Annotated in this window: 19 protein-coding genes; 3 read left to right on the forward strand and 16 right to left on the reverse strand. The window is 63.7% G+C overall.

The window, feature by feature from the left end; genetic code table 11:
- The 13 genes from ureC to MRBLPB4O_RS15600 all read right to left on the reverse strand — a co-directional run bounded on the left by ureC (nucleotide 1) and on the right by MRBLPB4O_RS15600 (nucleotide 16,257).
- Nucleotides 1-1,704 carry an urease subunit alpha gene (gene ureC, locus MRBLPB4O_RS15540; RefSeq protein WP_341795781.1) on the reverse strand — a complete coding sequence of 568 codons (1,704 nt, stop codon included), beginning with the start codon at nucleotides 1,702-1,704 and terminating at the stop codon, nucleotides 1-3.
- Complete coding sequence (locus MRBLPB4O_RS15545; RefSeq protein WP_016500038.1) at nucleotides 1,701-2,018, reverse strand: urease subunit beta; 318 nt, start codon at nucleotides 2,016-2,018, stop codon at nucleotides 1,701-1,703. The genes ureC and MRBLPB4O_RS15545 overlap by 4 nt, the downstream gene beginning before the upstream one ends.
- A gap of 19 nt (nucleotides 2,019-2,037) precedes the next feature.
- Nucleotides 2,038-2,340, reverse strand: a complete 303-nt coding sequence (locus MRBLPB4O_RS15550; protein WP_016486440.1) for an urease subunit gamma — start codon at nucleotides 2,338-2,340, stop codon at nucleotides 2,038-2,040.
- 9 nt (nucleotides 2,341-2,349) lie between these two features.
- Entirely contained in the window at nucleotides 2,350-3,183 is an 834-nt protein-coding gene (locus MRBLPB4O_RS15555) for an urease accessory protein UreD (RefSeq protein WP_341795782.1), read from the reverse strand.
- A 278-nt stretch (nucleotides 3,184-3,461) separates the two neighbouring features.
- The gene (locus MRBLPB4O_RS15560) at nucleotides 3,462-4,376 is read right to left on the reverse strand and encodes a tyrosine-type recombinase/integrase (protein ID WP_341795783.1); all 915 of its coding nucleotides are present in this window, start codon (nucleotides 4,374-4,376) and stop codon (nucleotides 3,462-3,464) included.
- Nucleotides 4,377-4,703: 327 nt separating this feature from the next.
- On the reverse strand, nucleotides 4,704-6,965 hold the full coding sequence (locus tag MRBLPB4O_RS15565) for an ATP-dependent DNA helicase (RefSeq protein ID WP_341795784.1): 2,262 nt from the start codon (nucleotides 6,963-6,965) through the stop codon (nucleotides 4,704-4,706).
- A complete protein-coding gene (locus tag MRBLPB4O_RS15570; RefSeq protein WP_341795785.1) occupies nucleotides 6,962-8,611 on the reverse strand; it encodes a VRR-NUC domain-containing protein in 1,650 nt (549 codons plus the stop codon). The genes MRBLPB4O_RS15565 and MRBLPB4O_RS15570 overlap by 4 nt, the downstream gene beginning before the upstream one ends.
- Nucleotides 8,612-8,731: 120 nt before the next feature.
- Nucleotides 8,732-10,039 (reverse strand): MFS transporter, encoded by a 1,308-nt coding sequence (locus MRBLPB4O_RS15575; protein WP_341798892.1) that lies wholly within the window; start codon nucleotides 10,037-10,039, stop codon nucleotides 8,732-8,734.
- Between the two features lie 99 nt (nucleotides 10,040-10,138).
- The gene (locus tag MRBLPB4O_RS15580) at nucleotides 10,139-11,356 is read right to left on the reverse strand and encodes a fumarylacetoacetate hydrolase family protein (RefSeq protein ID WP_341795786.1); all 1,218 of its coding nucleotides are present in this window, start codon (nucleotides 11,354-11,356) and stop codon (nucleotides 10,139-10,141) included.
- A 20-nt stretch (nucleotides 11,357-11,376) separates the two neighbouring features.
- On the reverse strand, nucleotides 11,377-12,435 hold the full coding sequence (locus tag MRBLPB4O_RS15585) for an Ldh family oxidoreductase (protein WP_341795787.1): 1,059 nt from the start codon (nucleotides 12,433-12,435) through the stop codon (nucleotides 11,377-11,379).
- 35 nt (nucleotides 12,436-12,470) lie between these two features.
- Nucleotides 12,471-14,012: an altronate dehydratase family protein gene (locus MRBLPB4O_RS15590; protein ID WP_341795788.1), complete on the reverse strand. Its 1,542-nt coding sequence runs from the start codon at nucleotides 14,010-14,012 to the stop codon at nucleotides 12,471-12,473.
- 285 nt (nucleotides 14,013-14,297) lie between these two features.
- Nucleotides 14,298-15,275 carry a LysR family transcriptional regulator gene (locus MRBLPB4O_RS15595; protein ID WP_341795789.1) on the reverse strand — a complete coding sequence of 326 codons (978 nt, stop codon included), beginning with the start codon at nucleotides 15,273-15,275 and terminating at the stop codon, nucleotides 14,298-14,300.
- A gap of 34 nt (nucleotides 15,276-15,309) precedes the next feature.
- On the reverse strand, nucleotides 15,310-16,257 hold the full coding sequence (locus tag MRBLPB4O_RS15600; protein ID WP_341795790.1) for a LysR family transcriptional regulator: 948 nt from the start codon (nucleotides 16,255-16,257) through the stop codon (nucleotides 15,310-15,312).
- Nucleotides 16,258-16,358: 101 nt separating this feature from the next.
- Between MRBLPB4O_RS15600 and MRBLPB4O_RS15605 the strand changes: the two genes are divergently transcribed.
- Entirely contained in the window at nucleotides 16,359-17,672 is a 1,314-nt protein-coding gene (locus tag MRBLPB4O_RS15605; protein ID WP_341795791.1) for an L-fuconate dehydratase, read from the forward strand.
- Between the two features lie 66 nt (nucleotides 17,673-17,738).
- Complete coding sequence (locus MRBLPB4O_RS15610) at nucleotides 17,739-19,040, forward strand: MFS transporter (protein WP_341795792.1); 1,302 nt, start codon at nucleotides 17,739-17,741, stop codon at nucleotides 19,038-19,040.
- Here the strand turns inward: MRBLPB4O_RS15610 and MRBLPB4O_RS15615 are convergent, their stop codons facing one another.
- The 3 genes from MRBLPB4O_RS15615 to MRBLPB4O_RS15625 form a co-directional block, all read right to left on the reverse strand.
- The gene (locus MRBLPB4O_RS15615) at nucleotides 19,041-20,396 is read right to left on the reverse strand and encodes an aminotransferase class I/II-fold pyridoxal phosphate-dependent enzyme (protein WP_341795793.1); all 1,356 of its coding nucleotides are present in this window, start codon (nucleotides 20,394-20,396) and stop codon (nucleotides 19,041-19,043) included.
- Nucleotides 20,396-21,781, reverse strand: coding sequence for a hypothetical protein (locus MRBLPB4O_RS15620; RefSeq protein WP_341795794.1), 1,386 nt, complete (start codon nucleotides 21,779-21,781; stop codon nucleotides 20,396-20,398). Before MRBLPB4O_RS15620 ends, MRBLPB4O_RS15615 begins: the two co-directional genes overlap by 1 nt.
- 515 nt (nucleotides 21,782-22,296) lie before the next feature.
- On the reverse strand, nucleotides 22,297-23,319 hold the full coding sequence (locus MRBLPB4O_RS15625; protein ID WP_016500053.1) for a zinc-dependent alcohol dehydrogenase family protein: 1,023 nt from the start codon (nucleotides 23,317-23,319) through the stop codon (nucleotides 22,297-22,299).
- A gap of 206 nt (nucleotides 23,320-23,525) precedes the next feature.
- Between MRBLPB4O_RS15625 and MRBLPB4O_RS15630 the strand changes: the two genes are divergently transcribed.
- Nucleotides 23,526-24,440: a LysR family transcriptional regulator gene (locus MRBLPB4O_RS15630; RefSeq protein WP_341795795.1), complete on the forward strand. Its 915-nt coding sequence runs from the start codon at nucleotides 23,526-23,528 to the stop codon at nucleotides 24,438-24,440.
- Nucleotides 24,441-24,582: the final 142 nt, after the last annotated feature.

The raw sequence follows: 24,582 nt of genomic DNA on the forward strand, positions 1-24,582 counted from the left end.
TTAAAACAGGAAGTAACGCTGGGCCAGCGGCAGTTCGCTGGCAGGCTCGCATACCAGCAATTCGCCATCAGCGCGCACCTGGTAGGTCTGCGCATCAACCTCGATCAGCGGTTGCAGGGTGTTGTGGACCATGTCCGGCTTGCGCACCCGGCGGCAGCCGTTGACCACGCCAATCAAGCTGCGCAGGTTCAGCTCTTTGGCCAGGCCACGGTCCATTGCCGCCTGGGGCAGGAAGGTCATGCGCGTGGCATGTCGCGCGGCACCGAGGGCGCCGAACATCGGCCGGTAGTGCACCGGCTGCGGCGTGGGGATGGACCCGTTGATGTCGCCCATGGGCGCGGTGACGATCATGCCGCCTTTGATCACCAGGGCCGGCTTGACCGCGAAGAACGCTGGCGACCACAGCACCAGGTCGGCCAGCTTGCCCGCCTCTATCGAGCCCACTTCGTGGCCGATGCCGTGGGTCAGCGCCGGGTTGATGGTGTATTTGGCGATGTAGCGCTTGACCCGGAAGTTATCGCTGTAGGCCGTGTCTGGCGCCAAAGGCCCACGGCGCAGCTTCATCTGGTGGGCAACCTGCCAGGTGCGCAGCACCACTTCGCCAACCCGGCCCATGGCCTGGGAATCAGACGAGGTCATGGCAAAGGCGCCCATGTCGTGCAGTATGTCCTCGGCAGCAATGGTTTCGCGGCGGATGCGCGATTCGGCAAAGGCCACGTCCTCGGCGATGCTCGGGTCCAGGTGGTGGCAGACCATGAGCATGTCCAGGTGCTCGTCCACGGTATTTACCGTGTACGGCAGGGTCGGGTTGGTCGAGGATGGCAGCACGTTGGCCTGCCCGGCAGCGCGGATGATGTCCGGCGCGTGACCACCACCGGCACCTTCGGTGTGGAAGGTATGGATGGTGCGGTCGCCGATGGCCGCCAGGGTGTCTTCGATACAACCGGACTCGTTGAGGGTGTCGGTATGGATCGCTACCTGGATGTCCATTTCCTCGGCCACGCCCAGGCAGCAGTCGATAGCCGCCGGGGTCGAGCCCCAGTCCTCATGCAGCTTCAGGCCCACCGCACCGGCCGCTATTTGCTCACGCAGCGCGTCTGGCCGCGAGGCATTGCCCTTGCCCAGCAGACCGATGTTGATCGGCAGGCTGTCAGCGGCTTGCAGCATGCGCGCCAGGTACCAGGGGCCGGGCGTGCAGGTGGTGGCATTGGTGCCGGTTGCCGGCCCGGTGCCGCCGCCGATAAAGGTAGTGACTCCGCTGTTCAGGGCCTCATCCACCTGCTGCGGGCAGATGAAGTGGATATGCGAGTCGACACCGCCGGCGGTGACGATCTTGCCCTCGGCCGCGATCACTTCGGTGCCGGGGCCCACCGGTACGTTGACGCCAGGCTGCACATCCGGGTTGCCGGCCTTGCCGATCACTGCGATTCGCCCGTGCTTGATGCCGATATCGGCCTTGACGATACCCCAGTGGTCGATGATCAGGGCGTTGGTCAGCACCAGGTCCATGGCCTGGGCGGCCAGCATCTGGCCCTGCCCCATGCCGTCGCGGATGACCTTGCCACCGCCAAACTTCACCTCTTCGCCGTAGATGGTGTAGTCCTTCTCCACCTCTACCCACAACGCTGTGTCGGCCAGCCGCACACGGTCGCCCACGGTGGGCCCGAACATGTCGGCATAGGCCTGACGGGAAATGCGGCTCATACCCTGCCCTCCAGCGGGCCCATCACCTTGCCCTGGAAGCCATAGACTTCACGCTTGCCGGCGTAGGCCACCAGGTGCACGGTGCGCGCCTGACCCGGCTCGAAACGCACGGCGGTGCCGGCCGGGATATCCAGGCGAAAACCCAGAGTTGGCGCACGGTCGAACACCAGCGCGTCGTTGACTTCGTAGAAGTGGTAGTGCGAGCCGACCTGCACCGGCCGGTCGCCGTGGTTGGCCACACTGACACTGACCGTTTCGCGGCCACTGTTCAGCTCGATATCGCCAGCGGCGACCTGGATTTCACCTGGGATCATGCGGGGCTCCTGGGCTGTTTCAGACGATGGGGTCATGCACGGTCACAAGCTTGGTGCCATCCGGGAAGGTCGCTTCGACCTGCACGTCGTGGAGCATTTCGGCGATGCCGGGCATCACTTGCTCGCGGGTCAGCACTTCGCGCCCCTGGCTCATCAGTTCGGCAACGGTGCGGCCATCGCGGGCGCCTTCCAGCACGGCAGCACTGATCAGCGCCACGGCCTCCGGGTAATTGAGCTTCAGGCCACGGGCCAGGCGCCGTTCCGCCAGCAATGCGGCGGTGAACAGCAGCAGTTTGTCTTTCTCTCTCGGGGTCAGCTCCATGGCGCTCTCTCAGGTAGCCCAGATACGCGGTGGGCAGGCTGGCAGGCCGAGGACGGCCGGGCGCAGCACATGCCACAGGCGTTGCAGGGTGCGTTGCAGGTGTTGGTTGTCATGGTCAAGCACACGGATAACCAGCAACGACCCCAGCAGGGTCGCGCCGGCCGGGTTGGCCAGTTCGTCGAGCAGTGGACGTACCTGCTCAAGCACCGCCTGGTCGGCCGGTGCCGCACAGAACGTAGCAAGCAGTGGGTGGCCGCCAAGCTTGTCGAGGCGCCCGCCTTCGATACGCAGGCGTTCATGCAGGCCGACTTCGTCGGGTAATTCGATGTGCAAACGACTGTCCAGAGCGCCCTGCTCGAAACGCTCGTTCATCACAGGGCGCCCCAGGCACAGGGTTTCCCAGGCCAGCAGGCGCGCCCCGGGCTCGAGGGTAAAACGGCTGTGCAGGCTGGCGCGGGCGCCGGAAAAGAAGATGCTGTCTTGCGGCAGCCATTCCAGGGTGCTGCCGGCGGCCAGCTGAAAACGTTGGGTCAGCCGCGCGGTGGGGCCGATGCTGCGGTAGAACTTGCTGGCACCGGGCATGGTCAGCAGCGCATGGCTGCCGGGATCCAGATGGATATCCAGGTCAAGACGGTCGCCGGCGACGATGCCACCCGGCGGGTGCAATACATAGACGTGGCACGGTGCACCTTCCGGGTAGAAAGGCCGCTGCACCAAAAGAGGTCCGAAATGCCTACGCGCACCAAGGCGGGTCACATCGTCGCGCCTGACAAAGCGCAACTGCAGGTGGGCGCTCCAGCCTGCATCGTCCTCTAGTTGTTCGATCTGCTCCGCGAGCGACATCCTGCGGCCCCTGAAATCCGTGGCCTGCTGGCCGTTTAGAGGGTCCGGCGCGGGCACCAGCTAGCACGCGCGGCCTGACCACTCGATCAAATTCGCAGGCTGGATATAGCAGGTTGCGGGCCAACTCCGCAGGTGAAGGCAAATGAAACTTTCGCCTCGGCCGCTCTGGCATCGGGCATACGAGGGGATGGCGCACAAAGCAGGGGCGTGGGTTGGCCCTGTTTCGGTGCCGGCAGAAGTGCAAAAAGGGCCGCAACGCGGCCCCAAAACATCAAACCTCAGTAATCGAAACGGTCAACCGCACGCCTACGTTCGTTGTCGTCACGCCGGTCATAGATCGCTGTGGTCTGGATGTTGACATGGTGCGCCAGCTTCTGCGCGATGGACAGGTCGTGCTCTTCGATCACCCGGGTAATGAACGCCCGGCGGAAGTCATGCGGCATGATTTTCACCCCCACTTGCGCACCGCGCTGGCGGGCAATGTAGTAAATCGCATGCTTGGTGATACGCGCCCGGGTAATGTGGCTACCGCGGCGGATGCGGTTGAACAGGAACAAGTCGTCTTCTGCCCCTGGTGGCAGGTCCTGACGGCGCAAATCCAGCCACGCCTGGAGCTTTTCGAACGCCCAAGGCGGGGCGTACTTGATCAGTTGGTGGTTGCCCTTGCCCACCACCTGCAGGCTGCGCGCCTCGAAATCAACCTGGGCCAGGTCGATGTCCACCGACTCCGACTTGCGCATGCCGGTGCCGTACAGCAAGGCGATGATCGCCGCGTCGCGTACCCCCTGCGGCCGCGGGTCGGATGCACACACATCCATCAGTTCGCGAATCAGGCTGCGGCGCAGGTTGCGCCCTGGCGGCAGGCGGCTGCCAGTGGCCGGTTTGACCTCGCGAATGCGCAACAGCTTCTCATGGTCGATCAGGCCCTGGCGCCAGGCCTCGTTCATCACCCCGCGAATGGCGTTGACGTACAGCGACGAGCTGTTGGGCGCGTAACCGTCGGCACGCAGGGCCGACACCAAGGCGATCACGTGGCCGGGCTCTAGCCGATGCCAGGGCACGTCGACGACATTGCAGTCGACAAAGCCCAGCCGGTCGGCGGCGTCCTGAAGGATGTAGCGCATGGTTTGCTGGCTGGATGGGGCCAGACGGGCCATGTACTGCAGCAGCGGATTTTTCGAGAGATCGGACAAAACGTGAATCCTGTAGCGAAGCGGCCGCCGGCAGCGAACCGGCAAACGCTCAAGCGAGTCAAAACGACCTGCAAACAAGTCCCAATGACCGGCAAGCGCGCATGCCATCAGGACCCTGAACGGTGCCATCACCTTGATATTCAAGGGCTTTGCACTGGCACGGTTCGCAATCTTACCCCAATTGAAGCCTATCGAACGAACCGAGGATCGCCCATGCCAAGTGCAACCCATCGTTTCGCTGGGTCATTATCTGTCTTCCTGTTCTAGCCCAGACAGACGGCATGCCCGGCTGACGCGGTCATTTGTGGGAGCGCGAGACAGGGATTGCTAGAGGATGGCTGCCGGCCACCATGTCGGAAACATCTGCTGCACGCGGGGTTCGGCAAAGCGTTCGTCTATCAATACCAGCACGCCCCGATCCTGGTCACCACGGATAACCCGGCCCGCCGCCTGGATCACCTTGCGCACTCCAGGGTACAGGTAGGCGTAATCGAAGCCCGCCCCAAACTGCTGCCCCAGCCGCTGTTTGAACTGTTCGTTGACCGGGTTGACCTGCGGTAAACCCAAGGTGGCGACAAAGGCGCCGATCAACCGGGTACCTGGTAAATCCACGCCTTCGCCGAACGCACCGCCCAATACGGCGAAGCCCACGCCTTTGCCATCGGCGACAAAGCGGTCAAGAAACCCTTGGCGGGCCGCCTCGTCCATCCCCGGTTCCTGGGCCCACAGGGGAATCTGCCCATGCCGCTCGGCCAGCAGACCGGCCACTTGCTGCAAGTATTCGAAGCTGCTGAAGAACGCCAGGTAGTTGCCCGGCATGCGCTCGTACTGTTGGGCAATCAGCTCGACGATCGGCGCCAGGGAGGCGTGGCGCTGCTGGTAACGGGTGGACACCTGGCTAGCAATCCGTACCTCCAGCTGCTCTGCGCGAAACGGCGCAGCCACTTCCAGCCACGCGGTATCGGCCGGCATGCCCAGCAAGTCGCTGTAGAAATGCCGCGGGCTCAACGTGGCGGAAAACAGTGTCACGCTGCGCGCCGCCTGCATGCGCGGGGCCAACAGGCGTGCCGGGGTGACATTGCGCAGGCACAGGGTAGCCAGCCGACGCTTGCGCGGGGCCTGACGCTGGCTGATGTCGAACAGAAAGTGCTCATCGAACAACTCGGCAACCCGGCTGAACTGCAAGGCCTGGAAGAAGAACTGCAACACCTGCGGGTCCATTTGCGCAGGCGTCTGGTTGATCTGCTCCTGAATCAGCCCGATGCATTGCTGCAGGGCGCGCAGCAGGCCGTCTGGCAGCGACTCGCTGGCTTGATAAGGCGCGCGCTGTTCTTTATAGAGGGCGTTCCACTGCCGGTTAAGGCGGTCCAGCGCACTGACCAGCCCAGGCGGTTTGCTCTGACGCAGGGCCAGCAGCTGCCCTTGGTCAAGGGTGGCGCTGTACATGCTGCGCCCACGCTCGACAAGATTATGCGCTTCGTCCACCAGTACTGCCACGCGCCACTGGTTGAGCTGAGTGAGGCCGAACAGCAAGGCATGCGCATCGAAGTAGTAGTTGTAGTCAGCGACCAGCACGTCGACCCAGCGCGCCATCTCCTGCCCCAGGTAATACGGGCAAACCTGATGCGCCAAGGCCACTTTGCGCAGGTTGGCACGGTCAAGCAAAGGCAGTGCTGCCGCAGCCTCACGCGCTGCCGGCAAACGGTCGTAGAAGCCTGCGGCCAGTGGGCAGGATTCACCATGACAGGCCTTGTCCGGGTACTCACAGGCCTTGTCGCGGGCGATCAACTCCAGGGTGCGCAAGGCAGGTTGTGGCGTGGCATCGGTGATCTGGCTCATGGCATCGAGGGCCAGCGCCCGGCCCGGGGTCTTGGCAGTGAGGAAGAACAGCTTGTCCAGCTGCTGCGGCACCATGGCTTTGAGCAGCGGGAACAAGGTACCGAGGGTCTTGCCAATGCCGGTGCTGGCCTGGGCCATCAGGCAACGCCCGGTACTTACCGCCTTGTACAAGGTTTCGGCCAGCTGCCGTTGGCCCTGGCGGAACTGTGGATAGGGGAAACCCAGCGCCTGAAGCCCTTGGTCACGCTCGGCCAGACGCCGTTGCTGGAATTGGGCCCAGCCCAGAAAGCGCTGGCACTGGGTTTCGAAGAAGGCCCGCAATTCAGCAGCCGTGTAGTGCTCACTGAACAGCGTCTGGTCATCGCTGTCCACGTCCAGGTACACCAGCGCCACCTCGATGGCTGGCAATTGCCGTGCCTGGCACATCAACCAGCCATAGACCTTGGCCTGGGCCCAGTGCAACTGGCGGTGATTGGCCGGCTGACGCGCCAGATCGCCACGGTGCGTCTTGATCTCTTCCAGGCGATTGCTGCCAGGATCATAACCATCGGCGCGGCCTCGCACCTTGAGGGTTTCGAACTGGCCTTCAAGGGTGATTTCCGACTCGTAGCCCGCAGCACGCCGTGCCACTACCCGCTGGTGCCCTTCGATGCCCTCCTGGGCGGTGGGCGACGGCGTAAAGCGCAGGTCCAGGTCACCGACCTTGGCGCTGAACTCGCACAAGGCACGCACCGCCACGCTGTAGCTCAAGGCGTTTCGCTCCAGCGCACATGGCACACCGCAACGGGCAGGCCGTGTTGCCTGCAGAACTCCAGCCAGCGCAGCTGGTTGTCCTGCAAACGGTCACCGGGCCCCTTGACCTCGACCATGCGGTAACGGCCCTGCTCGGGCCAGAACTGGATCAGGTCGGGCATGCCGGCGCGGTTGCTGCGAATGTCCTGCAACAAGCGCAGGAAGCACTGTTTCAGCTGGGCAGCCGGCAAGCAAGCCAAGGCCTGTTCCAGCAGTTCCTCGCTGAGCATGGACCAGAACACGAACGGCGACTGCAGGCCTTGCTTGCCCTTGTAGCACTCGAGAATCGCCTGACGATGGCTGCCATCGTCGAGCCGCCCCAGGCAAAGATCGAATAGCGCACTGCGCCGCTGCTGGAAGTCACTGTCGTGCAGGTCCTGTGGCGCGGCCTGGAACGGGTTGAAGAATGCGCCAGGCACAGGGGCGAAGATGGCCTCCCAGCACAACAGGCCAAACAGGCTGTTGAAGAGGGTGTTCTCCACGTAATGCGCCTGCCCCCCCTCTTGCGCCAGGTGTTGACGCACAGCTTCCTCCACACCCAACGCAGCGTACTCGCGGGGCAGCTCGAGCTCGATCAGCTCCAGCGGTGTGGCACGCTGGCGTCGCTGTGGCGGGCCGCCGAGCTTGCGCGCGAGGCGTGGCAGCATCCGTTCCAGTGCCTGCACTTCCAGCGCGTTAGCCGGTGCCGCCGCGAGCTGTAGTGCCAGCGCATGGGCCTGGGGCCACTGCTCAGTGCGCTCAAGCACCCGCACCTGGCGAATGCGTGCCTGGGCATGGCTGCACTGGCCGTACACGGCCATGGCCTGGTCCCACTCCCCCAGGCGCTCGCATTGCTGGCCCAGGGCGAACTGCAGGCGCGCATGGCGGCGGGCCAGCCACGGGTTGTCACTGTGCAGGCCCTGCAGGGTACCCAGAATCGACACGGGTTCGTCGCCCTGCTCCAGCCGCTCGGCGCACTGGTGCAAGGCCATGGCCAGGTCGACTTCGGCACGTTGCTGCAGGGCTCGCGAGACCGTGCTGAATGGCACCTGCTCGTAACGCAGCACACCGAGGTCGGCGAGGACGAACTCTGACCAGTCCTGGTACAGGTTGCCGAAGAACAACAGGCGCATGCGGTCGCACAAAGGTTGCAGGCACCACTGGAGGATGCTCACCTCGCTGTCGGGAAACCATTCGGCCAGTGACCGGGCCACCAGCCCCAGCGGTTGCAGCTGTGCCAACAGCTCATGCTTGGTGGCACGCGGGCGGCTCAGTTGCAGGGCGAAGCAGCGGGCCAGTTCGTCTTTGCGCAGCAAGGCGAACAGCTGTTCCAGGCCCAGTTGCTCGGGTTCCCGCACCCAGCCGAGTTTCTGCAAAGGCTGCAGCGCCAGCGCCGTATCGCCGATTTCGGCGTAGTCGAGCCGGTCGCTGCGAAACAGCTCGCCTTTGCGCATGACCATGCGCACCATCAAGGCCTGGGTTGGCGCTTGCAGTTGATTGAAGGCACGGATGAAGGCCAGTTCCTGGTCATCGAGCAGGTCCTGGTAGCGCTGTTCGACCCACAGCACTACCTGGCGGAAGTTATGCAGGTAGTAGAACGGGTCGTCGACGGAATGGGCGATCACTGGCGGAGGTCAGGTTGCGGTAACAGGCACTGTTTATACATACAGACAACCATGCCTGACAAGAGCCGTGGGTCGCGTCACGATCAACGATCCGCTTGGGGCGCAAAGCGCCCCCAGGATTTATGCCTGTTCAGTCGCTCCAGTCATCTCCCCTGCTTCGTCCTTGGCACTGCCAATCGGCGCCTGCAGCAACAGGTAGTACGCCACCGCCGAGCACAACGCCACCACCGCACTGATCATGAACGCCGTAGTGAACGAGCCCGAGTACTGGATGCTGAAGCCAGTAGCGATCGGCGCCACGGAGCCGGCAATGTAGCCGCCGAAGTTCTGGATCGAACCAAACGAGGCCACGCGTGGGCTGTCAACGATGGTATTGACGATCATCCAGGCAGTGGCACTGGCCATGTTGATGCTGAACAGTGCCAGGCACAGCAGGATGACGCAGCCTGTCAGGCCGGTGACGAACGACAGCGGCAAGGTGAACAGCGCCGCCAGCACCAGGCCGGTGATGACGCTGAACTTGCGGCTGCCCAGCACAGTCATGCCACCCTTCACCAGCCGGTCGCAGAAGCGCCCGGCAACGATTGTACCCGCCGCACCAAAGCCGTAGGCCAGCGACACGACCCAGGCGGTCTTGTACAGGTCCAGGCCGTGTTCACGCTCGAAGTAGCCCGGCAACCAGGTCAGGTGCAGCCACAGCATATAGATCACACCCATGAAACCCAGCACGGCACCCCAGGTGCTGCGGTGCTTGAACAGGTCCAGCCAGCCGGCGAAGTACGAAGCCTTCGGCGTTTGCACCGGGGCCACAGGCGCCTTGTGTTCCGCTGGCAGCGGCTTGCCTTCGGCCTCCAGTTCCGCCAGGTAACGCGCCTTGCTCTTGTAGAACGTCAGCCAGCACACCGCCAGCACCACGCCGATCACGCCGGTAATGATGAACATGCCGCGCCAGCCGAAGTTGACCATGAACAGCGTCAGCAAGGGCGGCGCCAGGCACGGGCCAAGGCAGGTCGACGACCAGACCACGCCGGTCGGCGTGCCGCGCTCATTGGCATCGAACCACTCCGACAGGGCCTTGGCCGCCGACGGGAACATGGGCGCCTCGCCAATCCCCAGCAGCACCCGCAGGCCCATGAACCCGGCAAAGCTGTTGACCATGCCAAACGCCGCCTGGGCCACCGACCAGCCCAGCAGCGAGGCGCCGAGCGCGACCTTGCTGCCCAGGCGGTCGATGATCATGCCCATTGGCAACTGGGCAAAGGCGTAGGCAATGGAAAACGCCGACAACAGGATGCCCATCTGCGACGGGCTGATCATCATGTCTTTCTGGATGGAGGTGTTGGCGATCGACAGCGCACTACGGTCCAGGTAGTTGACGATGCCGATCAGCAGCAGGAACACAACGGTGATGCGCTGGTACTTCTTCATAGGGTTCATGTGTCGACCTTTATTATTATTGTTGCCGCGCTGTCAGCGCTTTGGCGATCCATCGATGTTCCTGCGCCCCTCCCTTGCGCAGCGTGCCGCTCAAGGCTGGCGTGCGGTAGCTGCAACCTCCAGCAGGCCACGCCGGCCGAGGTTGTCGATCAACGCGCGCAGGCCAAACGCCCACTGCGGTGCCTGGTCGCTGGTGGTCACGCGGTTGCACAGGGTACCCAGTTGCGGGTTGCTGATGGTCACAACATCGCCCGGCTTGTGGGTAAAGCCATTGCCCGGCTGGTCACGGTCCTGCTTGGGGGCGAACAGGGTACCGAGGAAGAGCACCATGCCGTCGGGGTACTGATGGTTTTCGTTGAGGGTTTGCTGCACCAGGTCTTGCGGGTCGCGGCTGATCTGGCGCATGGAACTGCGGCCAGACAGTATAAAACCGTCCTCCCCCTCAACCCGCAGGTCCACTTCGGCGTTGCGCACATCGTCAAGGCCGAAGCTTTCGTCAAACAGCCGCAGCAGCGGGCCCAGTGCGGTGGAGGCATTGTTGTCCTTGGCCTTGGACAGCAGCAAGGCGCTACGGCCTTCGAAGTCGCGCAGGTTGACGTCGTTGCCGAGCATGGCGCCCTTGATGCTGCCATCGCTGGATACTGCCAGCACCACTTCCGGCTCAGGGTTGTTCCAGCTGGACTTGGGGTGGATGCCGATATCGGCACCGTGGCCAACTGCCGACAGCGGCTGGGCCTTGGTAAACACTTCGGCATCAGGGCCAATGCCCACTTCCAGGTATTGCGACCACAGGCCCTGCTCCACCAGCACCTTTCGCAGCGCTTCGGCCTGGGCCGAGCCTGGCACGATCTGCGACAGGTCGGCGCCGATGCGGCTGGCCAAGGTGTCACGGATGGCATCGGCCTTGGCCGGGTCGCCCTTGGCCTGCTCTTCCACCACACGTTCCAGCAGGCTGGTGGCGAAGGTTACGCCAGCGGCCTTCACCGCCTGCAAGTCGACAGGCGCCAGCAGCCATGGCTGACTCGGGTCGCGCTGGGTGGGGTCGCTGTTGTCCAGCAACACCGATAGCGCCACCAGCGGTTCGGCCAGCGGCAAGGCGCGCAGGTAGGCCACCGGGTCGGCCACTTCCAGCAGGGCCGAGACAGTCGCCACGTGGGTGCTGATGTCGTAGACCGCGCCGGCTTTCACCAGCACCACCGCCGGCCCCTGGTCCGCCAGCCACACCCGCCCTACCCAGCTGCCGCTGTCGAACACACTGGCATCCTGGCTCAGCGGCAGCGGTTGATTGGCGTTCGATCGGTCAGTCATCTGTGTACCCTTACTGTGCATCATTGGGAAAGTGCCGGCAGTTGCAATTGGCCGGCCAGGCGATCAAGGTCAGCCAGCAGCTGTGGCGAGAGGCTCACGCCCTGCTGCAGGGCCTGGCGGCGCAGGGCAAGGCCAGCCTGCCCAGGCAAGCGCACCGGGCGCGCAGGGTCGAGCGGGCGGCTGGCGAGTACCAGTCGGCCCAGGAAGCTGGTTTCATCGGTGAACGCTTCCAAGCCACCGAAGAAGCGCGGGTCGATGACCACGGCAGTGGCCGAGGCGCCCCACTGCTCAGGGGCATCCTTTCGCCCATGGCCGGCCAGGCCGGACGTCAGGGCTTCGACCAGCAGCGCCAGGGCAAAGCCTTTGTGGCCAAAGCCCTGGCCGCCGAGGGGCAGGATGCTGCCTTGCGGGCGGGTAAAGAAATCGACCGGGTCGTCGCTCAGCTGCCCGTCATTGCTCACCAGTACCGGGTGCGGCAGGCGGCTGCCGGCATCGCGGCACTGGCCAACCAGCCCAAGGGTAACGGTCGACATGCTCACGTCCAGCAGGATCGGCTCGCCCTGGGTCGGGATACCGGCAGCAATCGGGTTGGGGGTGTAGATCGGGTCGATGCCACCGTGGGCGCAGACAAGCCCCACGGAGGGGTCCGATGAATAAACCATGGCCACCAGGCCCTGGTCGGTAAAGGGCTTGAGATAGGCGGCCAGGCAGCCAATGTGCGAAGCACGGCGCACCACCGCAATGCCGATGCCCTGCGCAGTCGCACCTTTTGCCGCGCAGTCCAGGGCACGGCTGACGCAGTAAGGCCCCAACAGGTAATGGCCATCGAACACGCTGGCGATGCCACTGTCCGACACCTGTTCCAGTGCCTGTGCGCGGGCCTTGACCTTGCCTTCCTGCATGCCACCGATGTAGCGGCTGACCAGGTTCAGGCCGTGGGTACGGTGCCCGAGCAGTTCACCTTCGAGCAGAACCCGGGTCACCACCTGGGCGACTTCGGTATCGGCACCGGCTTTTTCGAACAGTTGCTCGACAAAGGTGGTGAGCGCTTGCACGTTGTGGTGTGTGGGTTGAGTCATTGTTGTTATCTCGTAAGCGGGACGGGAGCGGTCAATCAGGTCACGGCGCCGATCTGCCAGGGCACGAACTCGTTCTGCCCATATCCGTGCTGTTCGCTTTTGCTGCGTTCCCCGGAAGCAATGCGCAGCATCTGCTCGAAGATGAACGCGCCACGCTCCTCGATGCTGGTGGAGCCATCGGCAATACCGCCGCAATTGACGTCCATGTCCTCTTCCTGGTGTTCGAACACCCGGTTGTTGGTGGCCAGCTTGATCGACGGTGCCGGGGCACAGCCGTAAGCCGAACCACGCCCGGTGGTGAAGGCGATCAGGTTGGCCCCGCCAGCCACCTGGCCAGTGGCCGAGACCGGGTCGTAACCAGGGGTGTCCATGAACACCAGGCCCCGGGCACGCACGGTCTCGGCGTACTGGTACACATCGACCAGGTTGCTGGAACCCGCCTTGGCCACTGCGCCCAGGGACTTCTCGAGGATGGTGGTCAGGCCCCCGGCCTTGTTGCCGGCCGAAGGGTTGTTGTTCAGCTCGGCGTTCATGCGCTGGCAGTAGTCTTCCCACCAGCGGATGCGCGCCACCAGCTTTTCGCCCACCTCACGGCTGACCGCGCGGCGGGTCAGCAAATGCTCGGCGCCGTAGATTTCCGGGGTCTCGGACAGAATTGCGGTACCACCGGCCGCCACCAGGCGGTCCACGGCGTTGCCCAATGCCGGGTTGGCGGTGATGCCGGAGTAGCCATCGGAGCCGCCACATTGCAGGCCGACCACCAGATGCCGTGCGCTGACCGGTTGGCGCTGGACGTGGTTGGCCTCGGCCAGCAGGCTCTTGACCTGCTCGATGCCGGCAGCAATGGTTTTCGACGTACCGCCGATGCCCTGGATGGTGAAGGCCCGCAGCTGCGCACTGGCTTGCAGGCCCTGGGTTTCCAGCAGGCTTTCGATCTGGTTGGTTTCGCAGCCCAGGCCAATGATCAGTACGGCAGCAAAGTTGGGGTGCACGGCGTACCCGGCCAGGGTGCGGCGCAGCAAGCCAAGGGCTTCGCCGCTGGGGTCTACTGCGCAGCCAGCACCGTGGGTCAGGGCGACCACGCCGTCGATATTCGGGTAGTCGGCAAGTGCCTCAGGGTGGATGTCACGGCGGAAATGGTCGGCCACCGCCCTGGCGACGGTCGCCGAGCAGTTCACCGAGGTGAGAATGCCGATGTAATTACGGGTGGCAACCCGCCCATCGGCGCGCACGATGCCCTGGAACTGCGCTTCGCTGCCAGGCTGGCTGCGAGTGTCGACACCAAACGCATAGTCACGGGCAAAATCCCCCATTTGTACGTTGTGCACATGCACGTGATCGCCGGCATTGATGGCCTGCGAGGCAAAACCGATGATTTGCCCGTAACGGCGCAGCGGCTGGCCCTGCTCCACGCGTTCGGTCGCGAGCTTGTGGCCTGAAGGAATCGGCTGGCGCACGGTAATCGCCTCGGCATCCAGGTGCAGGCCTTGCGGCAAGGCCTGGCGGGCGATAAGCACGTTGTCCAGCGGGTTGAGGCGGATGACGGCAAGGTCACCGGACTTGGCAATCAGTTGCATGGGACCTCTCAGGGCGGTGCGGCGGGCTTCTTGTTATGGCTGTTGCCACTGTAAGAAGCCTTGCGCAGCATTCCCAATGAGATGATCCGATCGATTGATAACCAGTGGTTATCGGAAGTTGTGATTGGCCGGTGATCCTTGATCGCCTAATAGACTGCCCAAGTGCTCAAGCCAGCACATATCCTGTGGGAGCGGGTTCACCCGCGAACACCGGCGCAGCCGGTGCCATGCACCGCGTCGACTGCTTCGCGGGTAAACCCGCTCCCACAGGGACCCCGTGAACCATCAGGTCTTGTCCAAGGCAGTTGCAGACGTAACTTCCTTCTGTCGCTGTTTGGCGCCTTCCAGCAAAATCTCGACAAACGCCCGGGCCGACGCGCTCAGCGGTTCATCCTTGCGGGTGACCACGCCATACTCCAGCGCGGGTACATGCAAGGGGCTGCGCAGCTCCTTGAACTGCCCGCTGGCCAGCTGCGCGGCAACCATCGAACGCGGCAACATGGCAATCATCGGCGCCGATTGCAGCAGCTGCAGGAACATCGGCATGGAGATGGTCTCGACGCTGTCGACGGGCGTGGCAATACCGGCCACCCGGAACGCCTGTTCCAGGCGGTTGCGGATCGGCGTGCCCACCGGGTACAGCACCCACGGCCAGTCGCCCAGCGCCGACAGTGGCGGGCTTTCCAGCTGGTTGAGCGGGTGCTCGCTGTTGACCACCAGGCTGAACGGTTCGGGTTCGAGGGGCTGGAAGTCGAACAGCTGGCTGAAGCGCTCTTCGGTGAAGCGGCCAATCATGATGTCGAGCTTGTTCTGCTCCAGCATGGTCAGCAGGTGATCACTGGAATGCTCCACCACTTCGATCGACAGAAGCGGGCTGCGTGCCTTGATCGCGGCGATGGCCTGGGGCAGTACCAGTGCAGTCGCGGCAAAGATGCCACCGACGCGGATAAAACCGTGCCCGCCGTTGCGCAGGCGGTTGACCTGGTCGACGAATTGCTGCGACTCGGCCAACGCACCCTGGGCATAACGCACCACGTATTCACCCAGCTCGGTGGGCGGCATGCTGCGTGGCAGGCGCTCGAACAGGGCAAAGCCGAACTGCTCTTCGAGATCGCGCAGCATCTTGCTCAGGGCAGGCTGGCTGAGGTTCATGCGCGTGGCGGTTGCGTGCATGTTGCGGGTGCGCGCCAGGGTGTCGATCAGCACCAGGTGCTTGTAGCGGATCCAGTTGCAAAAGCTGGAATGGGTCAGGTCCGGCGACATCGGCAGCAGGCCTCAGGCAGGTGAAAAGGCAGGGTTATTGCGCCCGCAGGTAGCGCAGCAAGGTATCCAGGGCAACCGAGTTGGGCCGCGAGCGCAGGGTCAGCACGCCCAGGTTGGCCATGGTCAGCGGCAGCTCTACCGGCAGGATGGCAACCATGCCATAGCGGGCATAATGCTCGGCCACGTCATTGGGTACCACCGCAATCATTTCGGAGGCTTCGAGCATGGCGGTGGTGGCCAGGATCGAGGCGGTTTCAACGATGTCCAGTGACTGCACCATGCCCCCGGCCTGCAGCGCACTTTCGACGCGGCGGCGCATCGGGCTGCCGATGGGGTGCAAGATCCAGGTCAGGGCCACCAGGTCACTCAATTGCAACCCGACAGCCGCCGCCAGAGGGTGCCCGGCGCGGGCAATCACGCGCATCTGCTCGCCGCCTTCAAACAGCTCGATGTTCAGGTCCTGGCTGTCGCTCTGGTCTGGCAGGCGGCCCACGACCATGTCGAAATCGCCGCGCAGCAACGCGGGCAGCAAGGTATCGCTGGTACCCACTTCCAGCGAGATACGCACCTTAGGGTGGTCGCGCTTGTAGGCCAGTACCGCCTTGGTCAGCACGCCCGGTACGGGGCCCATGACGCTGCCCACCCGCACCAGGCCCAAGGCCCCGCGCGCCAGTTCGGCGATTTGCGCCTGGGCATGCTCGAACTCATGCAGCGCGCTTTGTGCATAGCGGATCATCACCTCACCGTAGAGCGTTGCTTGCATGCCGCGCGGCAAGCGCTCGAACAAACGCACGCCAAGGCGTTCCTCAAGCTGCTGCAGCAACAGGCTGGCCGCCGGTTGCGTGGTGTGCATCGCCGCAGCGGCGCGGCGCAGGTTGCCGAACTCGCCCAGCGCATTGAGCAGCGTGATCTGGCGGCTGGAGATTCTCAATGCACCAAGGCTGGCAGGCGCCTGGGTTGGGTCGATTGGCAAGCGAGACATATCGAATCCGGTATCGCTGATTAAGAATTGGCGATTATGCCTGTATCGCTCGACAACCTACAGTCAGGTCTCCCAGCGCTTGAGCAGAACAAGAGTCGACCATGAGCATACGTATTACCCACCTGAGCGTTCGCGACATTCGTTTTCCTACTTCGCTGTCGCTGGATGGCTCCGACGCCATGAACAGCGCCCCCGACTATTCGGCAGCCTACGTGGTGCTGCACACCGACGCCGAGGGCCTTGAAGGCCACGGCCTGACGTTCACCATTGGCCGCGGCAACGAGATCTGCGCGGCAGCGGTGCAGTCACTGGCCCCCCTGATCGTCGGCCTCAGCCTCGAGGAGATTACCGCCGACATGGGCGGTTTCTGGCACCGTTTTACCGTCAGCGACAGCCAACTGCGCTGGCTGGGCCCGGAGAAAGGCGTGATCCACCTGGCCACTGCGGCCATCATCAACGCGGCGTGGGACCTGTGGGCCAAGCGCGAAGGCAAGCCGGTGTGGAAACTGCTGGCCGACATGACGCCCGAGCAACTGGTGCGCTGCCTGGACTTCAGCTACGTCACAGACGTGCTCACCCCCGAGGAAGCCATTGCCCTGCTCCGCCGCCAGGCCCCAGGCAAGGCCCAGCGTGAGGCGCAGATGCTGCGCGAAGGCTACCCCGGCTATACCACCGCGCCAGGCTGGTTGGGTTACAGCGAAGAGAAGATGCGTAAACTGGCCCGCGAGGCCGTGGAAGATGGCTGGACCCACATCAAGCAGAAGATCGGCGCCGACCTGGAAGAAGACATCCGGCGCGCCAGCATCCTGCGCGACGAAATCGGCTGGGAACGTACCCTGATGATGGATGCCAACCAGGTCTGGGGCGTGGAGGAGTCGGTTGCCAACATGCGCCGCCTGGCCGCCTTCGAACCGCTGTGGATCGAAGAGCCGACCAGCCCGGACGACATCCTCGGCCACGCCACCATTCGCCAACGCATCGCGCCGATTGGTGTCGCCACCGGTGAACACTGCCACAACCGGGTCATGTTCAAGCAGATGTTCCAGGCCGGTGCGCTGGATTTCTGCCAGCTGGATGCTGCCCGCCTGGGTGGCCTGAACGAGGTGCTGATCGTGCTGCTGATGGCGGCCAAGTACGACGTGCCGGTGTGCCCGCACGGCGGCGGCGTCGGGCTGTGCGAATATGTGCAGAACATCGCCCTGTTCGACTACATCGCCGTGTCTGCCTCGCTGCACAACCGGGTACTGGAGTACGTCGACCACCTGCATGAGCACTTCATCGACCCGGTGGTGATCCGCCGTGGGCGTTACATGCCGCCGCAACGCCCAGGCTACAGCATCGAAATGCATGCCGAGACCCTGGAACGCTACCAGTACCCCAACGGCGCGGTGTGGCTCGATATCAACCGTTCCTGAACAACAGGCCTGGGTGTGCCCCCAACTGGGGGCACACCACCAGCACTTTTCACGGGGAAAAAAACAATGACAACCCTCACCAGCGCAGCGGCTTCGGCCCCTGCCGCCACCACCGAGCAGCGCCTGAACGGCCTGCTGCTGCGCAAATTGATGCCACTGCTCATCGTCGTCTACGTGATGAGCTTTCTTGACCGCACCAACATCGCCCTGGCGAAAGCCAGCATGGGCATCGACCTGGGCCTGTCGGCAGCGGCCTATGGCCTAGGGGCCGGCCTGTTCTTCCTGACCTATGCGCTGGCCGAAGTGCCCAGCAACCTGATCATGCACCGGGTGGGCGCGCGCTTCTGGATCACCCGCATCATGATCACTTGGGGCCTGCTCTCGGCGGGCATGGCCTTCGTCCAGGGCGAAACGTCGTTCTACATCATGCGCCTGCTGCTGGGGGTGGCCGAAGCGGGCCTGTTCCCCGGGGTGATGCTGTACCTCACCTACTGGTTCGACCGCGAACAGCGCGCCCGCGCCACGGGTTACTTCCTGCTGGGCGTGTGCCTGGCCAACATCCTCAGCGGCCCGCTGGGCGGTGCGCTGCTGGAAATGGACGGCGTACTGGGCTGGCATGGCTGGCAGTGGCTGTTCGTGCTCGAAGGCTTGCCTGCCGTGGCCCTGGCCTATGTGGTGTGGAAGAAGCTGCCCGATGGCCCGGCTTCGGCGCCCTGGCTGTCGGCCGCCGACGCCCAGGACATCGAACGCCGCCTGGCCGCCGAGCGGGCTGCCGCGCCACAGCAGAGCAAACTGGGGCAGATGTTCCGCGACCGGCAGATCTGGCTGGCAATCGCGGTGTACTTCGTGCACCAGATCACCATCTACACGGTGATTTTCTTCCTACCGGGTATCATCGGCACTTACGCTGCGCTATCACCCTTCCAGATAGGCCTGCTGACTGCCGTGCCGTGGATTGCGGCTGCCATCGGTGCTGCCACCTTCCCGCGCCTGGCCACCTCGCCACGCCGTTGCCGCACCCTGCTGTTCTGCGGTTTGCTGACCATGGCGACCGGGTTGCTGCTGGCGTCGCTGGCCAACACGTTCATCGGCCTGATCGGGTTTTCACTGACCGCCCTGATGCTGTTCGTGGTTCAGTCGGTCCTGTTTGTCTTCCCGTCCAGCCGGCTGAGTGGCAACGCCCTGGCGGCGGGCCTTGCATTTGTCACCACCTGCGGCCTGTTGGGTGGGTTCGTCGGGCCGTCGGTGATGGGCCTGATCGAGCAGGCCACCGGCAGCACGCGCAACGGCTTGTGGATCATTGCCGCATTGCTGGTGCTGGCAGCGGTGCTCAGCACCCGCTTGCGCCAGGGGCAAGAGCAGGCATAGTCAGCGTGAAACGCTGGCAGGTCGCCCGCAGCGCGGCTCCAGTGCCTGCGCCAGGCGCTCCACCGCCTGTTGCAGGTCATCTGGCTGGTCGCCCAGCCAGACCAGTGCCATGCACTGCTGGTAACGCCCCTGCAGGCTGAACTGCCTGCCCGGCAGTGCATGCAAGGCGGAACCTGCCAGTGCCGCAACGATGCAATCCCACCGCAACGGTTGGCGAAAACGCACCCACAGCATTCGCCCCCCCTGGGGCGTCTGCATCGCCACCTGCTGACCGAACTGCAACGCCAGCGCGCGTACCAGATATTGCATGCGCCTTTCCAGCTCGGTACGCAGCTCTACCAGGTGTATCTCGATCTGCCTCTTACCCAGCATCAGGGCAAGCGCTTGCAGGCGCAGCGGCGCAAGCCGAAAGGCCCGTTCGGCAAATGCCTTGGCCAGTGCCGCGTCATGGCTTAGCACATAGGCGTAAGGTGCCTCGGCCCCCACTGCGGTCTCGAATGCCCCCATTACCAACAGCGAGCGAGGGTCGACCCAGTCGCGCAAGCGCGTGCGTGGCGGCCCGCTGTAACAGTGTTCACTGTCCAGGTCGTTTTCCAGCAACCATACAGGGTGCTGGCCCAGTAGCTGACCAAGCTGCTGCTGGTAGTGCAGCGACACCAGCCGCCCTTGCGGCATGCCCAGGCAAGACGGCATGACCAGCATGCACACCGGCTCGGCGCCAAGCAACCGGGCCAAGGCCCGCAGGTTCGGGTTGCCGCGGCTATCTGCAGGTACTTCCAGCACCCGCATGCCGGCACGTGCCAAAGCGTGCAGCACCTGCCAGCAACAGGGCGACTGCACCAGCACCGTTCCGCCCTGCAAGGCAAGCCCCACGAGCACTGTATCCAGCAACGCTTGCACATCAGGGGCCAGTTGAACATCCTCGGCACGCCAGTACAGGCTGGAGGAACGGGTATAAGACTCAGCCACGGCATTACGCAGACGGGTGTCGCCGAGTGTTTCCCTCGGTGCAACACCGCTGGCGCGCTGACGGGCCAAGCGCCGCTCGTGGCCTAGCAGCATACGCTCCAGCAATGGTTGCACTGGCAAAGGTGACTGCGGGTGCATGGGCGCTGCCGCTGCCTTGGCAGCGGCCTGAGCGTAATAGCCGGACCTTGGCAGACACTGGACGCGGCCCTCTTCCTCCAGCAGGTTGTAGGCACTCTGCACGGTAGCCAATGAAACCCGCAGCCGCCGGGACATTGCACGCAGCGACGGCAACTTGCAGGGGCCACCGCCTGAGGCCTGCTCGATCAACGCTTCCAGGTAGCGATACACCTTGCGATAGGCGAACTCGCCAGGGACCGCTTGCCCCATCAAGGCGCCGCCACTGGGCCACGGCGGCGCCCCGACGACGGCCTTGGCAGCAGCTTGAGGTGCACGTCGCGGCGGGCCAGGTGGCTCTGCAAGCGCCAGGCCGTCAGCGGCGTGCGCCCTTCATAGATCGCCCGCAACTGCCCCAGCGGCAGGCCACTGGTATTCACCAGCCAGTCCCTCACCGCATCGGGGCAGGGTTTGCCTTGCAAGGCCCGGTGCAGGTACGGCAGCGCTACCAGCATGTCGGCATGCCGGCACTGCAGAAAACGCTCCAGCTTCTTCCCCTGCCGGGCGAACGGGCTGAACAGCAGGCACACCAGTTGAGTCTGGTTGATACCGTAGGCTTTACCCAGGGGTAGCGTTTGTACATCGCGAGGCTTGCTGTCGGCCGAATGGTCTGCCAGCCGCAACGCCGGGCGAGCAGCCGGCAGCTCAAGGCTGCGTGCACGCAGTTCGCGCAATTGTGCCGGCGCGTACGGGTCGACGAATGCCGACAATGCCCAGGCATCCTCGGTCGTTTCGAGTCCACCACCCAGCATCGCGTCAAGTTGCTGCCCTTCAAGCAGCTGCGGCAGCAGGTCATCCATGGCAATCACCCGCAACGGATCCTCCTCCGTGACAGCGCCCTGTGTCGGCTTCGCCAGGCTGCCCGGAGAGACTTCGATAACACCCTGCAACCGGCTCAGCCCGTGGGCCAGCGTCGCCAGGCACTGATGCAACACATGCGGGCCGCGCTCCCCTGCCAGGCGCAGGCTACGCCGGGCCCAGGCCAGGTATCGGCGCCGCTGGCGCACGGGAATGGCGGTGATCAAGACGTCGGCCGATGTCGGTGCCTGCAGTGCACAACACACGGCATCCGCCAGCTCTAGATGCAGGCGGCTACCCAGCAGGGCTTCGGGCCTGGCATCGACCATGTGACCGAACATCAGCATGGCGTTCCTCGCCAGCAGCCCACGTTCGGGCGCAGCCGAAGGCCGACGGCTGAAGGGCACCACGTCGCGCCCTTCGACCATCTGCAACTGAACCCGCGGGTCATCCTGCATGAACAGGGCACTGAAACTGCGCTCGTGGCCTTCGAGCGTATCGCTGGCGGCCACCGGCAGGCTGACCACTAGCACCCGCAACTGAAAGGTTACCGGCGCACGCAGGGCGATGCTCAGTTGCGCCGCACGCAGCATGGCCAGCAGCCGGACACTGCGGCAATCGCCGCCCTGCAGCACCAGCACGCGGAACGTACCGATGCACTCGAGCCCACCTGCCGCCACCAACAATCGCTGTATCAGCAATTGCAAGGATGCCCGCTGCGCCTGCGACATTTGGCTCAACAAGCGCTCGAGCACTTGCTGGTAGATATAGTGCATTGCCTGATCGTGAATAGCCGTCACGAAATCACCTCATCAACTTCATGCAGCCAACGCGTGCTGAATCTTGTGTTCAAGTTTCAATACGTCCTGTGCTTACCCCGAAGAAATTTCCTACGATCAAATTGAAGTAATGACGTAACGCATCACTGTCGCCAGACCATCGAAAAAACATCAATGCCGCGACGGCCCGTCGCTACCACACATAGCTGATCCTCAGGCATAGCCATGCTCATTCCACGCTCCTTGCGCAAACTATGATGGGGCTATTATCGGGGGATGCAGAGCGAATATAAGATACAGATCGAGGTAAAAAAACCATTCAGCAAGATTGCAGAGACACACTGAACCTCTAGCGGGAAGCGTTCAAGTCTGAATAGTTGGCGGAATATTTCCACACAATCACAGGCCATTGCCTTATATGTAGTCCACGTCTGACTTCGATGTAGGAATGGTCTTTTTATTAGGGCTGAAATGATTCTGCTCGCCCACAAAAAACCCGGGACTCTGCCCGGGTTTGTCGGCATTGCGAACCGCTGTCAGTGTTGCGCCATGTCCAGCACCACTCGCCCACCGCACGGGCATTGGTCCATGTAACGATGTGCCTCCACCACCTGCTCGAACGGGTACACCTTGATGATCTGCGGTGTCAGCAGCTGGTCAGCAGTGAACTGGTTGATGTCGCGCAAGGCACGCTGCAGCGCCACCTGGTCCTGGCTGATGCCAAGTTCCGGTTTGCCGGTGAAGTTACCGATGCAATGCACGTAGAACTGGATATTCTTCTGGAAGGCTGCACAGGCCGGGAAAGGCGTCTGGTTACCGCCCTGCAGGCCATACAGCACCAGGCTGCCACGCGGCGCCAGCACATCGCCCAGCAGCGACATCTGCGGCCCGCCCATGCCGTCGAGGACCATGTCAACGCCGCGGCCATCGGTGTACTTGCCTACCTGCAGTAACAGGTCCTGCTCCTCGGTGACAATCACCTTGTCGGCACCCAGGCCCAGCAGGTACTCACGCTGCTCAGCCTCTTTGGTAGCTGCGAACACTTTCAGCCCCAAGGCCTTGCCCAATTGCACGAAGGCGGGGCCGGCACAATGGCTGGCATCGGTCACCAGCGCGGTCTGCCCGGCCTTGGCACGGGCCAGGTCAACATAGGCAAAATAGGCGATCAGCAAGGGCGTGTAGTGCACACTGGCCTCGATCGGGGTAAGCACATCCGGGTAGCGGGTAATGGCGGTGCGCGGCAGCACGATGACATCACCGTACACCGGGTGGTCATTGGCACTGGTGGCCGGGAAGCTGGCGACCCGGTCGCCCACCGCAATGTCCTCGACCCCTTCACCGACCGCAGTCACCACCCCGGCCATTTCGTGGCCGATGCCCGCCGGCAGGCGTGCCTGGGACGGCGCCAGGTTCTGGCGCCAAAGCACGTCATACCAACTGACGCCAATCGCCTCGACGCGGATCTGTACCTCGTCGGCAGCGGGTGACGGTTCGGCCTGCTCCTCGCAACGGAGCACATCGGCAGCGCCGAACTTGTGGAAACGGATCATGCGGGACATCGCATACCTCGCCTTTGTGAACCTCTAATTACCACTGACTTTATCCGGGCTTTGACGGTTAGACCATCAGTGGTCATTAATAGTCGACATGCTTGTCATCGATTGGGCACCTGACTTTCCCTGCAATTGGTCCCCCTAAACCCGTGCAGGGTAACAGCCTTTGGCCGTAAGATTCACCCCTGCCCCACTTTAGGCGAAGCGCACCGATGAATCGAAACGACCTGCGTCGTGTAGACCTCAACCTGCTGATCGTGTTTGAAACGCTGATGCATGAGCGCAGTGTGACCCGCGCCGCGGAAAAACTGTTCCTCGGCCAGCCGGCCATCAGCGCGGCCCTGTCGCGCCTGCGCAACCTGTTCGACGACCCGCTGTTCGTTCGCACCGGCCGCAGCATGGAGCCGTCCGCACGGGCCCACGAGATCTTCGCCCTGCTGTCGCCAGCACTGGATTCGATTTCCACTGCGGTCAGCCGCGCCGCCGAGTTCGACCCCGCCACCAGCAATGCGGTGTTCCGCATCGGCCTGTCGGACGACGCCGAGTTCGCCCTGCTGCCCCAGTTGCTCAAGCGCATTCGCGCCGAAGCGCCGGGCATTGTGCTGGTGGTGCGGCGGGTCAACTACCTGCTGATGCCAACCCTGCTGGCCTCGGGGGAAATTTCGGTGGGGGTCAGCTACACCAGCGACCTGCCGGCCAACGCCAAGCGCAAGGTGCTGCGCCGCAGCATGCCGAAGCTACTGCGCGCCGACAGCGTGCCAGGCGGTATTAGCCTGGACGACTTCTGCGCGCGGCCACATGCGCTGGTGTCGTTTGCCGGCGACCTGTCCGGCTTCATCGACGAAGCCCTGGAAGAACTCGGCCGCAAGCGCCACGTGGTGCTGGCGGTGCCGCAGTTCAACGGGCTGGGGAGCTTGCTGGCGGGGACGGATATCGTGGCCACTGTGCCGGACTACACCGCCGATGTGCTGACTGCTGCGGGCGGGTTGCGGGCCGAAGACCTGCCGATACCCGTGCGCAGTTTCGAACTGCACATGGCCTGGCGAGGGGCGCAGGACAACGACCCGGCGGAGCGGTGGTTGCGGTCGCGGATACAGATGTTCTTTGGCGACCCTGACAGTCTCTAACCCACTTTCGACGGTCGCTCTTCGACGGTTTGCCAGGCGCCAGCCGAGCGCTGCTGGACTGTTTGTCTCTACCACTAACCGGCAAGGCTTGACTCTACCGTAAGGGGCAGACTTTACCCTTGGCACTTCATTACCTGGAGTT

It is taken from the genome of Pseudomonas sp. LPB4.O (genome assembly GCF_038383825.1).
Taxonomy (GTDB): Bacteria; Pseudomonadota; Gammaproteobacteria; order Pseudomonadales; family Pseudomonadaceae; genus Aquipseudomonas; species Aquipseudomonas putida.

Bases quoted from the DNA above. Each gene is read 5' to 3' on its own strand.
- ureC (WP_341795781.1), bottom strand. From the start codon at position 1,704: ATGAGCCGCATTTCCCGTCAGGCCTATGCCGACATGTTCGGGCCCACC.
- MRBLPB4O_RS15545 (WP_016500038.1), bottom strand. From the start codon at position 2,018: ATGATCCCAGGTGAAATCCAGGTCGCCGCTGGCGATATCGAGCTGAAC.
- MRBLPB4O_RS15550 (WP_016486440.1), bottom strand. From the start codon at position 2,340: ATGGAGCTGACCCCGAGAGAGAAAGACAAACTGCTGCTGTTCACCGCC.
- MRBLPB4O_RS15555 (WP_341795782.1), bottom strand. From the start codon at position 3,183: ATGTCGCTCGCGGAGCAGATCGAACAACTAGAGGACGATGCAGGCTGG.
- MRBLPB4O_RS15575 (WP_341798892.1), bottom strand. From the start codon at position 10,039: ATGAAGAAGTACCAGCGCATCACCGTTGTGTTCCTGCTGCTGATCGGC.
- MRBLPB4O_RS15580 (WP_341795786.1), bottom strand. From the start codon at position 11,356: ATGACTGACCGATCGAACGCCAATCAACCGCTGCCGCTGAGCCAGGAT.
- MRBLPB4O_RS15585 (WP_341795787.1), bottom strand. From the start codon at position 12,435: ATGACTCAACCCACACACCACAACGTGCAAGCGCTCACCACCTTTGTC.
- MRBLPB4O_RS15590 (WP_341795788.1), bottom strand. From the start codon at position 14,012: ATGCAACTGATTGCCAAGTCCGGTGACCTTGCCGTCATCCGCCTCAAC.
- MRBLPB4O_RS15595 (WP_341795789.1), bottom strand. From the start codon at position 15,275: ATGTCGCCGGACCTGACCCATTCCAGCTTTTGCAACTGGATCCGCTAC.
- MRBLPB4O_RS15600 (WP_341795790.1), bottom strand. From the start codon at position 16,257: ATGTCTCGCTTGCCAATCGACCCAACCCAGGCGCCTGCCAGCCTTGGT.
- MRBLPB4O_RS15605 (WP_341795791.1), top strand. From the start codon at position 16,359: ATGAGCATACGTATTACCCACCTGAGCGTTCGCGACATTCGTTTTCCT.
- MRBLPB4O_RS15610 (WP_341795792.1), top strand. From the start codon at position 17,739: ATGACAACCCTCACCAGCGCAGCGGCTTCGGCCCCTGCCGCCACCACC.
- MRBLPB4O_RS15615 (WP_341795793.1), bottom strand. From the start codon at position 20,396: ATGGGGCAAGCGGTCCCTGGCGAGTTCGCCTATCGCAAGGTGTATCGC.
- MRBLPB4O_RS15625 (WP_016500053.1), bottom strand. From the start codon at position 23,319: ATGTCCCGCATGATCCGTTTCCACAAGTTCGGCGCTGCCGATGTGCTC.
- MRBLPB4O_RS15630 (WP_341795795.1), top strand. From the start codon at position 23,526: ATGAATCGAAACGACCTGCGTCGTGTAGACCTCAACCTGCTGATCGTG.